Here is a 13,398-nt window from a genome sequence, read left to right on the forward strand (position 1 = left end):
TCTCACTTCACCGCGCCAAAGGTCAGGCCGCGCACGAGTTGCTTTTGACTGAACCAGCCAAGGATCAGGATCGGAGCGATGGCCATGGTGCTGGCCGCCGAGAGTTTTGCGTAGAACAGTCCTTCGGGGGATGAATAGCTGGCGATGAACTGGGTCAGCGGGGCCGCCTGTGAGGTGGTGAGCTGCAGGGTCCAGAACGCCTCGTTCCAGGCAAGGATGATGTTCAGCAGCATGGTGGAGGCGATGCCGGGAACGGCCATCGGCGTCAGGACGTAGAGGATTTCCGACCGCATCCCGGCCCCGTCCATCCGCGCAGCCTCAAGGATCTCACCGGGGATTTCCTTGAAGTAGGTGTACAGCATCCAGACCACGATCGGCAGGTTGATCAGGGTCAGCACACCCACCAGCCCGATCCGGCTGTCCAGCAGGCCGAAATCGCGGAACAAGAGGTACATCGGCACCAGAACGCCGACGGCGGGCATCATCTTGGTGGACAGCATCCACATCAGCAGATCCTTGGTGCGCCGACCGGGCACAAAGGTCATCGACCACGCCGCCGGAATGGCGATGGCCAGTGCGATGACGGTCGATCCGACCGAGAGGATGACCGAGTTCCAGAAATGCCGGGCGTAGTTCGAGCGCGCCTGCACGTCATGGTAGCTTTGCAGCGTCCAGTCGCTGAACAGCACCTGAAACGGGGTTTTGATGGCGTCGGCTTCGGATTTGAAGCTCAGGATGATGATCCACAGGATCGGGAAGAAGATCACGAAGCCCACGGCCCATGCGGCGACGGTGACAACGGCCTTGCGGGTGTTTGAGGGGGTGCGGGCCATTCTACGCCTCCAGATTCTTGCCGATCATCCGCATCAGGAAGATCGCAACGATATTGGCCAGAATGACCGCGATGATGCCGCCCGCCGACCCGCCGCCGACATCGTAATTCAGCAGCGACTGCGCATAGACAAGGTAGGTCAGGTTGGTCGACGCCGTGCCGGGCCCCCCGTTGGTGGTGACCAGAATTTCGGCAAAGACCGACAAAAGGAAGATGGTCTGGATCAGGATCACCACGGTGATCGACCGGGTCAGGTGTGGCACGGTCAGGTTGAAAAACCGTTGCAACCAGCCCGCGCCATCCATTTCAGCCGCCTCTTGCTGTTCGCGGTCAAGGCTTTGCAGCGCGGTCAGCAGGATCAGCGTGGCAAAGGGCAGCCATTGCCAGGCGACGATCAGGATGATCGAGGCCAGCGGCGCATGTGACAGAAAATCAAAAGGTTGCAGGCCAAGCGATTTGGCGATGTGGGCGAACATGCCGTTGACCGGGTTCATGAACATGTTCTTCCAGACCAGCGCCGACACGGTGGGCATCACAAAGAACGGGGCGATCACCAGCACCCGCACAATGCCCTGACCCCAGACGGGCTGATCCAGCAGCAGGGCCAGCAAAACGCCGCCGATAACGGTGATGCACAGCACCCCCAGCACAAGGATCAGCGTGTTCGACAGAGCCGACCAGAAGGCGGGTTGGTTGATGAAGTAGTAGTAATTGTCGAATCCGACGAATGTCTCCATCCCCGGCATCAGCAGATTGTAGCGCAGGAAACTGAAATACAGCGTCATGCCGAGCGGCACGATCATCCACAGCAAAAGCAGGATGACGGCGGGCGACAGCATCAGGCGCGCAGCAGTCCGGGAATGGGCGGTTGCCATCGGCTTGGTCCTTAGAAGGGGTTGGGGTGGTGCCGGGCGCATGATCCCGGCACCACAAGACGCAGATCTGCGATGCCGGGCGGAGGCACCCGGCATCACGGGGAGGACCGGTTACTTGATGTAGCCAGACCGCGTCATTTCCGTTGTCACCAGCGTCTGCGCAGCGGCCAGAGCTGCCTCTGCCGTCATCGTGCCGGCCAATGCGGCGCTGAACTGCTGGCCCACAGCGGTGCCCAGCCCCTGAAACTCAGGGATGGCGACGAACTGCACGCCGACATAGGGCACCGGATCAACCGTCGGGCTGTTCGGATCGGCCGAGTTGATGCTGTCGAGCGTCATCTGCGCGAACGGCACCTGCTGGTATTCGGGATTGGCGTAGAGCGAGGCGCGGGTTCCCGGGGGCACGTTGGCCCAGCCTTCCTTGGCCGCGACAACCTCCAGATACTCTTTCGACGTGGCCCAGGCGACAAAGGCTTTGGCCGCGTCAACCTTCTGGGTGCCCGCCGGAATGCCCAGCGACCATGCCCAGAGCCAGTTGCCGCGCTTGCCGAGGCCGGTATCGGGGGCCAGTGCAAATCCGACCTGATCGGCCACGGTGGAATCGGTCGGGTTGGTCACAAAGGAGGCGGCGACGGTGGCATCGATCCACATGCCGCATTTGCCTTGCTGGAACAGCGACAGGTTTTCGTTGAAGCCGTTGTTGGCTGCACCGGGCGGGCCGTAATCGTTCAGCAGCGCCAGATAATCGGTCAGCGTGGCTTTCCACGCGTCGCTGTCAAACTGGGGCTGCCAGTTTTCATCGAACCAACGCGCGCCGTAGCTGTTCGACATGGCGGTCAGGAAGGCCATGTTCTCGCCCCAGCCGGCCTTGCCACGCAGGCAGATGCCGTATTGCTCGGCCGATTTGTCGGTCATCGCGGCGGCGGCGGTCTTGATGTCATCCCAGGTCGGCGCATCCGGCATGGTCAGACCAGCGGCTTCCATCAGGTCGCGGCGGTACATGACCATCGAGGATTCGCCGTAGAACGGGGCAGCGAACAGCTCGCCGTCCACGGTCAGACCGCCGCGGATGGCGGGCAGCAGATCGTCGACGTCATACTCGGCGGGCAGATCGTTCAGGCCGACCAGCCAGCCCTGCTTGCCCCAGATCGGCACTTCGTAGGTGCCGATGGTCAGCACGTCAAACTGGCCACCCCTGGTGGCGATGTCGGTGGTCACACGCTGGCGCAGGACGTTTTCTTCCAGCGTCACCCACTCGACCTTGATGTCGGGGTGTTTGGCGTAGAAGTCGTCCATCAGGCCTTGCATACGGATCATGTCGCCGTTGTTCACGGTGGCGACGGTGATGGTGGTCTCGGCCATGGCGGCACCCGCCAGGGTCAGCGAAACCGTCGCGCCCAAAAGGGCTCGAAAGGTCAGTGTCATGGTATCCTCCCTATCAGCGAATGAGCAAATCATCGCTTGATGGGCAATTACTCATAACTTGCCCCGTTGCGTCAAGCCCCCACATCCGCCGCACCTGCACAGGCGTCAGGGGGCCAGAATGGCGCGGGCTGTGACCTCGTCGGTGATCAGCCCGTTGATAATCCTCGATTTCAAAGCGCCACGGATCGCCGGAACCTTTGATGCGCCCGCAGCAATGCCGATGGATGGCCTGTCAAGATGAGGCTCGACCCGCACGCCGCCGGTGCGGGTGTTGGTGCCGACATCCAGATACTGGCCCTGCGAATCAAACACCCAGCCCGCGACTTCGCCTGCGGCCCCGGCGGCCCGCATCTGGTCCAGCTCTCCGCGCGTGACAAAACCATCGGCCAGCAGCGGCGCATCATCTGACATCTGGCCGACGCCGACAAAGACCACATCGGCGCTGCGGGCCAGATCGGCCACCCGCTTGACCGGGCCAAGCGCGCGGAACGCGTCACGCTCGGCGCTGGTGGGCGAAATCACCGGCACCAGCATCGGGTAATGCGGGGCGCGGACCTTGTCGGACACCCGCATGATCACGTCGAAAAAACTGGCGGACCCGTCCGGCGCGATATTGCCGATCAGCGATACCAGCCGGTGATGCGCCGCCTCCAGCGGGGCTACGGCATCGACCATGCCGCGCAAGGCCCGCCCGGTGCCCAGTGCGATGGTCAGCGGATCGGGCAGGCGCAACACGCGTTCCAGTTCGGCAGCGGCAGCAGGGGCAATCGACAGCACCGGGTCCGCTCCGCCCAAGGATGGCGACACCCGGCAGCGGCCAAGGCCGAAACGGTCGCGCAGCGCCGATTCCAGATCAAGGCAGGTGCCGATCCGGTGATTCAGCCGCACATGGATCAGCCCGTCGGCCATAGCCTTTGCGACCAGACGCTGCGCCCGCTGGCGGCTGATGCCAAGCTCAGCGGCGATCTGGTCCTGGGTCATGCCGCCCACGTAATACAGCCACCCGGCCCGGGCGGCATCATCCTGCGGGGTTGGGTCGCTGTGCTCGATCCGGCTCATGCCTGCCTCTTTAGGTCGGGGGCAATGTGGAAGAATTCCGCGAAAGAGGCAAAGCGCAAATCGGCGCGGGCGGTTTCGGGCTCTTGCAGATCAAGCCCGGTCATGTGGCTGCCGCCGGTGAACTGCCAGACCTCCATCCCGGCTGCGCGGGCGGCGGCGACGCCGGTCAGGCTGTCTTCGATCACCAGACAGTCTGCCGGGGCAAAGCCCATCCGGGCGGCGGCGAACAGGAACAGGTCGGGCGCGGGTTTTCCCATGGCAACCTGACTGGCAGTGAAGATCCGGCCGTCCAGGTGGTCCCACAACCCGACCAGCCGCAATGACATCTCGGCCCGGCGGGGGCTGGAGGAGGTGGCGACGCAGAACGGCATGGCCAGCGCGCCGATCACCTCTGCCACATCGGGCATGATCTTCAGCCCGGCGCGAAAGCCTTCCAGCAGGCGGTCGCGGTATTCGTCTTCAAAGCTGGGGGGCAGGTCGAGGCCGAATTCGTCCCGGATCTGTGCCATCACCACCGGATAGCTGCGGCCAAGGAAATGGCGGGCGACATAGGGCAGGTCTATGATGACCCCGCGTGTCGCCAGCGCCTCTATCAACATGCGGGCGCTGATGATCTCGGAATCGATCAGCACGCCGTCGCAGTCAAAGATGACACAGGCGCGGCCCATGGCCGCCTTACGCCGCTTGCGTAGAGCGGGCTTCGGTCAGGATGGCGTGCAGCTTGGCCGGGTCGGTGTTGGCGCGCAGTTTGGTGACAACGCTTTGGTCCCGCATGGTGCGGCTGACCAATGCCAGCGCCTTGAGGTGATCGACCCCGGAATCCTTGGGCGCGAACAGCCCGAAGATCAGGTCGACCGGCTGGCGGTCGACAGAATCGTAATCCAGCGGCTTTTCCAGCCGGATGAACACGCCGACGATCCGGTCAAGATCCTGCAGCCGCGCATGAGGCAGGGCGATGCCATGGCCCACACCTGTGGGGCCAAGGCTTTCGCGTTCCTGCAATCCGTCCACCGCAATGCCCGCCGTCAGCCCGTAGCTGGCGGCGACCATCTCTCCCAATTCCTGAAAGAGACGCTTTTTGCTGGTGATCTGCCCGACGACGCGAACGGCGCCGGGCGTGAGTAGCTTTGCTAGATCCATGGACGGTCGTGTTCCCGAACAGCCGTAGCGCTGCCCTTACTTGCTGTTACGCGGGTCGATCCAGCCTATATTGCCGTCATCCCGGCGATAGACCACATTCACCCCGCCGTGCCCTTCGTTGCGGAAAACCACCATATGTTGCCCGCCAAGCTCCAGCTGCATCACGGCTTCGCCGACGGTGACCGAAGGAATCTTCGTCTCCATCTCGGCGATCACGATGGGCTGAAGGCTGTCCGGCTCCACATCCTCGGCGTCTTCGGTTGCGGCGAGGATATACGAGGATGCCCCGCCGAATTCAACAGGTGACGTTCGGGCAGAATGGTGGTTGCGAATCCGGCGTTTGTAGCGGCGCAGCTGCTTGTCCATCTTTTCCCGGCAGGACTCGAAAGCGGCATAGATTTCAGTGGCATGGCCCTTGGCCTGCGCGGTCAGCCCGGTGGAAAGATGGATCACGGTTTCGCACACATATTCATGCGCCACGCGGGAAAAGACGATGACAGCCTCGGTAGGCCGCTGGGCGTATTTCTCGACCACCTCGCCGAGTTCGGATTTCACATGGGTTTGCAGGGCCTCTCCGACGTCGATCTGTTTTCCACTGATCTGATAGCGCATGATATATCCTCCGCGGGGCTTCTTGCTCTGGCAGCGGGCAGGGTGCCCGATCCCAAAGGTCTTCTCTCTTTGACATGGGGACGTGCGACGCATCTGCAAGGTGGCGGAGCCGGAAGGCGGCCGCAGGGCAGGTCTGGCACAGGGCGGGTTTTCGCACGCATCACGTGTATTTGGCGACAGGCATGGCGGCCTTGTCAACCGAATCGTCACATGGTTGTCATCTGATCAGATCAGGAAATGCGGAAATTCTGTCCCAGATAGACCCGGCGCACGGTTTCATCGCGCACAACTTCGTCGGTGGTGCCGCTCATCAGCACATGGCCGTCGTGCAGGATATAGGCGCGGTCGACAATTTCCAGCGTTTCCCGGACGTTATGGTCGGTGATCAGCACGCCGATACCGCGCGATTTAAGATCATGCACCAGATTGCGGATCTCGCCCACGGCGATCGGGTCCACCCCGGCAAAGGGTTCGTCCAGCAGCAGGTATTTCGGGTTGGCGGCCAGACAGCGCGCGATTTCCACCCGCCGCCGTTCGCCGCCCGACAGGGCCAGCGCAGGCGCGCGGCGCAGGTGGGTGATGGAAAATTCCGACAGCAGTTCTTCCAGCCGTTCGCGTTGCTTGTGGCGGTCCAGATCGGTGATTTCCAGCACGGCGAGGATGTTGTCCTCAACGGACAGGCCCCGGAAAATGCTGACCTCTTGCGGCAGATAGCCGATGCCAAGCCGGGCGCGGCGATACATCGGCAGCGCGGTCACATCCTTGCCATCGATGATCACCTGCCCGCCTTCGGGTGTGACAAGACCGGCAATGGCATAGAAACAGGTGGTCTTGCCCGAGCCGTTCGGACCGAGCAGCGCCACGACCTCGCCCCGGTTCAGATGCATCGACACATCCCGGATCACCGGCCGCTTCTTGTAGCTTTTGCGCAGCGACCGGATCACCAGACCGGCGCTGCCGGTGGTTACCGAAAGGGCGGGGCTGGCGGTCAAGGCGCGCCACCCGGGGTGAAAATCGTTCTGACCCGGCCTGTCATGGTGCCGGTGCCATCGGTCAGGTTGACGGTCAGCATCTCGCCGGAAATCGCCGCGCGTCCCTGGGTCAGCAAAACATCGCCGGTCATCACCACGTTGCCGGTTGCGATGGTATAGACCGCCTCTGCCGCTTCGGCCGCATCTGTGGGGCTGACCAGCGTGACCCCGCCACTGGCGATCAGCTTGTCGATGCCCTGGCTGCCCTCGGCGTACTCCACCCGGATCGTTCCGGCGGTCAGGCGCATGTCACCCTGCTGGGCCGTCACATTGCCGGTGAACAACGCCGCCCCACTGGCCTGATCGACCGACAGCGAGTCCGACGTCACCTCGACCGGCAAGGTGGTGTCCTGCTGCAGCCCGCCAAAGCGGATATCGGCCTGTTGCGCCATGGCCGGGCCGGAAAGGGCGGCCACAAAACAAAGGGCGCGCAAGAAATGGGACATATGTTGCCTGCAATAATGGATCATCTGGTCAATTTACCGGCTGGTATATCAGCTTTACCGTCCCGTTGAAAACCAGAAGATAGGCACCGTCGCGGCCTGCGTCCTGGGTCAGGCGCATGGTGTCGGCGGTGACCACCCCCGCCGGGCCGGTGGCGGTGACCGGGTCGGGCAGCAATATATCTGTGGCATCCATATCGGCGGTCAGGCGATCACCGACAATTGTCCAGCCGGTCGAGGATGTCACCGTCACCCCGTCCGACAGCAGGATCTGCCGCGCCGCCGGGTCCATCCGGCCTGTGCCGGCCTGCAGCTGGGTGGTGCCGCCATCGGGGGTTTCCAGCAGCCCGTTCAGGGCGCTTGCACTGGCCCCGGCACCATCGGCCACCGCTGGCCGGGCCTCATCCGCGCTGATGGTCAGGGCGGCACCGTCGCTGGTCAGTCCGGCGTAGGTGGGCGCGGTCATCCTTGGTTCGCGCAGGCGCTCTTCCACATCGACATCGGCATAGGGCAGGGCATCATCCGGGTTGATGGTTCTGGCGACCAGAAACAGGGTGGACAGGATCACAAGCGCCAGCAGCGGCAGGATCACCTTTAGCCAGCCGATCAACCGGGTGTGAAAGTCTGCATCCATCATCGGGCGCTGCTCTTTTTTGCCGAAGGGTAAAGGCGGTGAAGGATTCGACCAACCTGCGCGGCAATGCCCTCGGCGGGTCGCCGCCTAGTGGTGAAAGATATCATTGGGCTCGTCCCAGCCCATCAGATCCAGCTCGGCCCGGGTTGGCAGAAAGGCAAACAGCCGGTTGGCCAGATCGGTGCGGCCTTCGCGCGCCAGCCGCTTTTCAAGCTCGGCCTTCAGGGTGTGCAGGTACAGCACATCTGACGCTGCGTATTCCTTTTGCGCGTCGGTCAAATTTGCGGCACCCCAGTCGCTGGTCTGCTGTTGTTTTGACACGTCCACACCGGCCAGTTCCAGCAGCAGATATTTCAGCCCGTGCCGGTCGGTAAAAGTGCGGATCAGCCGTGAGGCGATCTTGGTGCACCACACCGGCTGGGTGGTCACGCCAAAGGCTTTCTTCAGCGCGGCAATGTCGAATCGGCCGAAATGGAACAGTTTCAGGGTGGCGGGGTCGGTCAGCAAACGTTCCAGATTGGGGGCGCTGGTCTGGCCAAGGGCGATCTGCACCAGATGGGCATCGCCGTTGCCGTCAGACAGTTGCACCACGCACAAACGGTCGCGTCTTGGGTCCAAGCCCATGGTTTCCGTATCAATTGCCACCACAGGGCCAAGGGAAAGCCCATCCGGCAGGTCATTCTGGTGCAGGTGAATTGTCACGCGGGCGGCCCTTTTCAAAACATGCGGTGCTGTCGCCCGAAGCTCTAGCAGCAGGCGGCACAAATGAAAACGGCCGTCCCGGGGGACGGCCGTTTTGAATTTGGTGCCCAGAAGAGGACTCGAACCTCCACGCCTTGCAGCGCTGGTACCTGAAACCAGTGCGTCTACCAATTCCGCCATCTGGGCGATGGTGTAGGCGGCTTCTATGCGGGCAAAGCGGGGGTGTCAACGGGGCGGATGCAAGGATTTTCAAAATTCGCAGAATGGGTGTGACGGCCTTTCATCTTGCCCGCAGGGGGCGTGAAAGCTATGGAAGTTTCAGGTTTCGTCTGGCCGAAAGGGGTCCTGCGCATGGGCAAGCTTGTCACCATCTACGGCGGTTCGGGTTTTGTGGGCCGCTATATTGCAAGGCGAATGGCCAAAGACGGCTGGCGCGTCCGGGTCGCGGTGCGCCGTCCCAACGATGCGCTGTTCGTGCGGCCCTACGGCGTGCCGGGGCAGGTGGAACCTGTGCTGTGCAACATCCGGGATGATGCCAGTGTGCGCGCGGTGATGACCGGCGCCGATGCGGTGATCAACTGCGTCGGCATTCTGAACCGGTCTGGCAAGAACACCTTCGACTCGGTGCAGGCGCAGGGGGCCGCGCGTGTGGCGCGGATTGCCACCGAGCTGGGCGTGCCGCATCTGGTGCAACTGTCGGCCATCGGGGCCGATGCCGCCAGCGACAGCGCCTATGCCCGCAGCAAGGCCGAGGGTGAGGCGGGCGTTCTGGCCGCTTATCCCACGGCGGTTATCCTGCGCCCGTCGGTGATTTTCGGGAATGAGGATCAGTTCTTCAACCGCTTTGCCGGCATGTCGACCCTGACGCCGGTACTGCCGGTTGTGGGGGCGGAGACGCGGTTTCAGCCGGTCTATGTCGACGATGTGGCGCAGGCTGCGGTGCTGGCTGCGCAGGGTCTGGCCGCGCCGGGCGTGTATGAATTGGGCGGGCCGGATGTGGCGACGTTCCGCGAACTGATGGGCAGGATGCTGGCCGTGGTTCAGCGCCGCCGCCTGATCGTGAATGTGCCTTTCTTTGTCGCGCGTTTGATGGGCGGCGCGTTTGATATGCTGCAAACCCTGACGGCGGGGCTGTTTGAAAACAAGACCTTGACCCGTGATCAGGTCAGGAACCTTGCGCGTGACAATGTGGTGGCTGAGGGTGCTATGGGCTTTGCCCAGCTCGGGCTTGCCCCCACCTCGATTGACTCGGTTCTGCCGGAGTATCTGTGGCCCTACCGCCCTTCTGGCCAATATGCCGCGATCAAGAAATCGGCAAAGAACCTGAAAAAGGCCTGAGTTTTTGGACAATATCTTTCTTGCAGCGCTGCTGGGCCTTCTTGAAGGGCTGACCGAATTCATCCCGGTATCATCGACCGGGCATCTGTTGCTGGCGGGGCATTTTCTGGGCTTCGACAGCCCCGGCAACACCTTTGAAGTGGTGATTCAGCTGGGGGCCGTTCTGGCGCTGATCTCGCTTTATGCGGTGAAGCTGACCGGGCTGGCGCTGCGGGCGCGGACCGATCCGGCGGCGCTGCGGGCGCTGATGTCGTTGCTGATCGCGTTTCTGCCTGCGGTGTTCATCGGCCTCTTGGCGCATGATTTCATCAAGACAGTGCTGTTCCAGACCCCGGTTCTGATCGCCATCATGCTGATTGTGGGTGGCGTCATTCTGCTGGTGGTTGACCGGATCGCCCCGGCGCCGGTGCATTTCGATGCCACCGAACTGCCGCTGCGCAAAGCGCTGGTGATCGGGTTTTGCCAGTGCCTTGCCATGGTGCCCGGCGTGTCGCGGTCGGGCGCGACGATTGTGGGTGCCTTGATGCTGGGTGTGGAAAAGCGGGCGGCGGCAGAGTTTTCGTTCCTGCTCAGCCTGCCGACGATGGGGGCTGCGGTTGCCTATGACCTGTTCAAATCGCGGGACCTGCTGGATTTTTCAGCAGTGGCCGATATCGCCGTCGGTTTTGCGGTGGCTTTCGTCACCGCGATTATTGTCGTGCGGGGGGTGCTGGGGTTTGTTGGGCGGCATGGCTATGCGGTGTTCGGCTGGTGGCGAATCATCGTCGGAACCGCTGCTTTGGTCGCGCTTTGGGCCGGTGCCTAGGAAGATAGGTATCGCGTGCTGACCTAATTCCGAGAAAAAATGTCAACACGGCTGACCAAAGCCGCAAAAAACTGTAAATAAGGTCAGCACTGCTGACTTTTATTCCTGGCGGCGGTTGGCTATGAAAGCGAACCCGATATCCGCATGGGAGACGCAGCCTTGGCCACGCAGAAAATGCTCAAATTCGTGACCGTCGCCAAAGAGACGCCCGAAAAGCGCCCGCCTACTTTGCGCAATCAGGATTTCCATGAGATTTACCGCGAGTTCGCGACCGAGAAGGCAGCCGAGCAGGCCGGGCGGTGCAGCCAGTGTGGCGTGCCCTATTGCCAGTCGCATTGCCCCTTGCACAACAACATTCCCGACTGGCTGCGGCTGACCGCCGAGGGCCGGTTGCAGGAAGCCTATGAGCTGAGCCAGGCCACCAACACCTTTCCCGAGATCTGCGGCCGCATCTGCCCGCAGGACCGGCTGTGCGAAGGCAATTGCGTGATCGAGCAATCGGGCCATGGCACTGTGACCATCGGTTCGGTCGAGAAATACATCACCGATACGGCCTGGGAAAATGGCTGGGTCAAGCCGATAAAACCGGCGGTCGAACGGGCGGAAAGTGTGGCCATCATCGGGGCAGGGCCGGGGGGTCTTGCCGCCGCCGATGTGCTGCGCCGCCGCGGCTATCAGGTCACGGTGTATGACCGCTATGACCGCGCAGGCGGATTGATGACCTATGGCATCCCCGGCTTTAAACTCGAAAAACCCGTTGTGATGCAACGGATTGAGCAGCTGGAGCTGGGCGGTGTGCAATTTGTGCTGAACTGCACGGTGGGCGTCGATATCAGCTTTGATGCGATCCGGGGCCAGCATGATGCGGTGCTGATCGCCACCGGCGTCTACAAATCGCGCGATATCGAGGCCCCCGGCGTGGGTGCCAAAGGCGTGGTGCGGGCGCTGGATTACCTGACCGCCAGCAACCGCAAAAGCTTTGGCGATGACGTGCCGGAATTCGACTCGGGCGAGCTGAACGCGATGGGCAAGCGCGTGGTGGTGATCGGCGGCGGTGACACGGCGATGGACTGTGTGCGCACGGCCATTCGGCAGGGGGCGACCTCGGTCAAATGCCTGTATCGCCGTGACCGGGCCAATATGCCGGGCAGCCAGCGCGAAGTGCAGAACGCCGAAGAAGAAGGCGTTGAATTTGTTTGGCTTTCCGCACCGAAAGGCTTCACTGCCGGAGATGCGGTCGATGGCGTGATGGTGCAGAAGATGCGCCTTGGTCAGCCGGATTCGACGGGGCGCCAGTCGCCGGAACTGATCGAGGGGGCCGATTATGTCGAACCCGCCGATCTGGTGGTGCAGGCGCTGGGCTTTGAGCCGGAAGAGATCCCGACGCTGTGGGGCGTGCCTGATCTGGCGGTCACCCGCTGGGGCACCATCAAAGCCGATTTCCGCACCCATGCGACCAGCCTGCCCGGCGTTTATGCGGCAGGTGACATCGTGCGCGGTGCGAGCCTTGTCGTCTGGGCCATCCGCGACGGGCGCGAGGCGGCGGATGCGATCATGGGATATCTGGCGCAAAACGGCGTGGTGGCTGCGGAATAATGGGTATGGCGGGCGTATGATCTGCGTATGGCAGACGTATGGTTTACGTATGGCACCCAGTGCAGACGAGAATTTTGGTGCAGGTCAGCAAGGCTGACCTGATCGGAGGGCGGGTTCGATGATGAAACAGCTTTTGATCCTGGCAGCCCTGTTGCCCGCCCCGGCCTTTGCCGGGGCCTTCACCCCACCCGAGGGCTGCACCACCTACCTGACCGTGCAGGCGCGGCAGTGCCGGGTGTCGAACCATTACACCTGCAGCGCCGATCCCGAGGGCGACAAGTGGCGCGCCGATTTTGACCAGCAGGGCCCGTTCTTTCTGAGCCGGATCAACCATGAGGCCGAATGGATCGAAAGCTATGATCTGGGCCAGACCATCATTCGCCAGACGCTGGACCCCAACCCGTCTGACCCGGCGTCATTTTCCGAGCTGCTGGCCAGCGGCACCGATACCTTTGCCTTCAACCTGAGCCGCGACAATGGTGAGCAGACCCGGGTGAACGGTTTTGACACCCTGACCGGGCGCAGCTTTACCATTGATGGCGTGACGCTGCAGGAAACCGAATTCGAGTTCACCGAAACCGATCTGACCGGGGTGATCCTGCGCCGGTCGCGGGGGCGTGAATACATTCACCCCGAGATGCGCATCTTCTTTTCCGGCCCGTCGGAATGGATGGGCCCGGACGGTGAGTTTCTGCCCATGGACGGCAGCCCGGTCGAGTTCATGTTTCCGGGCGAACCCGGATTCGAGGCCACCGAGCCGCTGTTCGACTGTGACCCGCTGATGACGCAAGCCCCGCGCGAGGCGACGCCGGTTCCGGCGGTGTTCTGGTCGGGCAAGATGCCAGAGTTTAGCCGTACCGGACTGCCTGCGCTGTCCGGCGACAATGCCAGCCCAGAGGAGTGAGC

General features: G+C 62.5%; 15 protein-coding genes and 1 tRNA gene. 4 read left to right on the forward strand and 12 right to left on the reverse strand.

The window, feature by feature from the left end:
- Window positions 1-2: 2 nt before the first annotated feature.
- From Q7J44_RS12205 to Q7J44_RS12260, 12 genes are all read right to left on the reverse strand, one after another.
- On the reverse strand, window positions 3-833 hold the full coding sequence (locus tag Q7J44_RS12205; protein WP_304880234.1) for a carbohydrate ABC transporter permease: 831 nt from the start codon (window positions 831-833) through the stop codon (window positions 3-5).
- A 1-nt stretch (window position 834) separates the two neighbouring features.
- Window positions 835-1,707 (reverse strand): carbohydrate ABC transporter permease, encoded by an 873-nt coding sequence (locus tag Q7J44_RS12210; RefSeq protein WP_304880235.1) that lies wholly within the window; start codon window positions 1,705-1,707, stop codon window positions 835-837.
- 111 nt (window positions 1,708-1,818) lie between these two features.
- The gene (locus tag Q7J44_RS12215; RefSeq protein ID WP_304880237.1) at window positions 1,819-3,132 is read right to left on the reverse strand and encodes a sugar ABC transporter substrate-binding protein; all 1,314 of its coding nucleotides are present in this window, start codon (window positions 3,130-3,132) and stop codon (window positions 1,819-1,821) included.
- 105 nt (window positions 3,133-3,237) lie between these two features.
- The gene (locus Q7J44_RS12220; RefSeq protein WP_304880238.1) at window positions 3,238-4,191 is read right to left on the reverse strand and encodes a sugar-binding transcriptional regulator; all 954 of its coding nucleotides are present in this window, start codon (window positions 4,189-4,191) and stop codon (window positions 3,238-3,240) included.
- On the reverse strand, window positions 4,188-4,859 hold the full coding sequence (locus Q7J44_RS12225) for an HAD family phosphatase (protein WP_304880239.1): 672 nt from the start codon (window positions 4,857-4,859) through the stop codon (window positions 4,188-4,190). The genes Q7J44_RS12220 and Q7J44_RS12225 overlap by 4 nt, the downstream gene beginning before the upstream one ends.
- A gap of 7 nt (window positions 4,860-4,866) precedes the next feature.
- A complete protein-coding gene (locus Q7J44_RS12230; RefSeq protein WP_304880241.1) occupies window positions 4,867-5,331 on the reverse strand; it encodes a PTS sugar transporter subunit IIA in 465 nt (154 codons plus the stop codon).
- 36 nt (window positions 5,332-5,367) lie between these two features.
- Window positions 5,368-5,943, reverse strand: a complete 576-nt coding sequence (gene hpf / locus Q7J44_RS12235) for a ribosome hibernation-promoting factor, HPF/YfiA family (protein WP_304880242.1) — start codon at window positions 5,941-5,943, stop codon at window positions 5,368-5,370.
- Window positions 5,944-6,173: 230 nt separating this feature from the next.
- Complete coding sequence (lptB, locus tag Q7J44_RS12240) at window positions 6,174-6,935, reverse strand: LPS export ABC transporter ATP-binding protein (protein WP_304880243.1); 762 nt, start codon at window positions 6,933-6,935, stop codon at window positions 6,174-6,176.
- A complete protein-coding gene (gene lptA / locus Q7J44_RS12245) occupies window positions 6,932-7,420 on the reverse strand; it encodes a lipopolysaccharide transport periplasmic protein LptA (protein ID WP_304880245.1) in 489 nt (162 codons plus the stop codon). The genes lptB and lptA overlap by 4 nt, the downstream gene beginning before the upstream one ends.
- A gap of 28 nt (window positions 7,421-7,448) precedes the next feature.
- Window positions 7,449-8,054, reverse strand: coding sequence for an LPS export ABC transporter periplasmic protein LptC (gene lptC / locus Q7J44_RS12250; RefSeq protein WP_304880247.1), 606 nt, complete (start codon window positions 8,052-8,054; stop codon window positions 7,449-7,451).
- Window positions 8,055-8,138: 84 nt separating this feature from the next.
- On the reverse strand, window positions 8,139-8,753 hold the full coding sequence (locus tag Q7J44_RS12255) for a ribonuclease D (RefSeq protein WP_304880250.1): 615 nt from the start codon (window positions 8,751-8,753) through the stop codon (window positions 8,139-8,141).
- 101 nt (window positions 8,754-8,854) lie between these two features.
- A tRNA-Leu gene (locus Q7J44_RS12260) sits at window positions 8,855-8,939 on the reverse strand.
- 165 nt (window positions 8,940-9,104) lie between these two features.
- On the opposite strand from Q7J44_RS12260, the gene Q7J44_RS12265 reads away from it, so the two are divergent.
- From Q7J44_RS12265 to Q7J44_RS12280, 4 genes are all read left to right on the forward strand, one after another.
- The gene (locus tag Q7J44_RS12265) at window positions 9,105-10,091 is read left to right on the forward strand and encodes a complex I NDUFA9 subunit family protein (RefSeq protein WP_304880252.1); all 987 of its coding nucleotides are present in this window, start codon (window positions 9,105-9,107) and stop codon (window positions 10,089-10,091) included.
- Window positions 10,092-10,095: 4 nt separating this feature from the next.
- On the forward strand, window positions 10,096-10,896 hold the full coding sequence (locus Q7J44_RS12270) for an undecaprenyl-diphosphate phosphatase (protein ID WP_304880254.1): 801 nt from the start codon (window positions 10,096-10,098) through the stop codon (window positions 10,894-10,896).
- A 159-nt stretch (window positions 10,897-11,055) separates the two neighbouring features.
- Window positions 11,056-12,492, forward strand: a complete 1,437-nt coding sequence (locus tag Q7J44_RS12275) for an NAD(P)-dependent oxidoreductase (protein WP_304880256.1) — start codon at window positions 11,056-11,058, stop codon at window positions 12,490-12,492.
- Between the two features lie 121 nt (window positions 12,493-12,613).
- On the forward strand, window positions 12,614-13,396 hold the full coding sequence (locus Q7J44_RS12280) for a hypothetical protein (protein WP_304880258.1): 783 nt from the start codon (window positions 12,614-12,616) through the stop codon (window positions 13,394-13,396).
- Window positions 13,397-13,398: the final 2 nt, after the last annotated feature.

It is taken from the genome of Pseudotabrizicola sp. (assembly GCF_030656345.1).
Taxonomy (GTDB): Bacteria; Pseudomonadota; Alphaproteobacteria; order Rhodobacterales; family Rhodobacteraceae; genus Pseudotabrizicola.

Coding starts and splice junctions, on each gene's coding strand:
- lptC (WP_304880247.1), bottom strand. CDS start 8,054: ATGATGGATGCAGACTTTCACACCCGGTTGATCGGCTGGCTAAAGGTG.
- Q7J44_RS12230 (WP_304880241.1), bottom strand. CDS start 5,331: ATGGATCTAGCAAAGCTACTCACGCCCGGCGCCGTTCGCGTCGTCGGG.
- Q7J44_RS12220 (WP_304880238.1), bottom strand. CDS start 4,191: ATGAGCCGGATCGAGCACAGCGACCCAACCCCGCAGGATGATGCCGCC.
- Q7J44_RS12205 (WP_304880234.1), bottom strand. CDS start 833: ATGGCCCGCACCCCCTCAAACACCCGCAAGGCCGTTGTCACCGTCGCC.
- Q7J44_RS12210 (WP_304880235.1), bottom strand. CDS start 1,707: ATGGCAACCGCCCATTCCCGGACTGCTGCGCGCCTGATGCTGTCGCCC.
- Q7J44_RS12280 (WP_304880258.1), top strand. CDS start 12,614: ATGAAACAGCTTTTGATCCTGGCAGCCCTGTTGCCCGCCCCGGCCTTT.
- hpf (WP_304880242.1), bottom strand. CDS start 5,943: ATGCGCTATCAGATCAGTGGAAAACAGATCGACGTCGGAGAGGCCCTG.
- Q7J44_RS12215 (WP_304880237.1), bottom strand. CDS start 3,132: ATGACACTGACCTTTCGAGCCCTTTTGGGCGCGACGGTTTCGCTGACC.
- Q7J44_RS12265 (WP_304880252.1), top strand. CDS start 9,105: ATGGGCAAGCTTGTCACCATCTACGGCGGTTCGGGTTTTGTGGGCCGC.
- Q7J44_RS12225 (WP_304880239.1), bottom strand. CDS start 4,859: ATGGGCCGCGCCTGTGTCATCTTTGACTGCGACGGCGTGCTGATCGAT.
- lptA (WP_304880245.1), bottom strand. CDS start 7,420: ATGTCCCATTTCTTGCGCGCCCTTTGTTTTGTGGCCGCCCTTTCCGGC.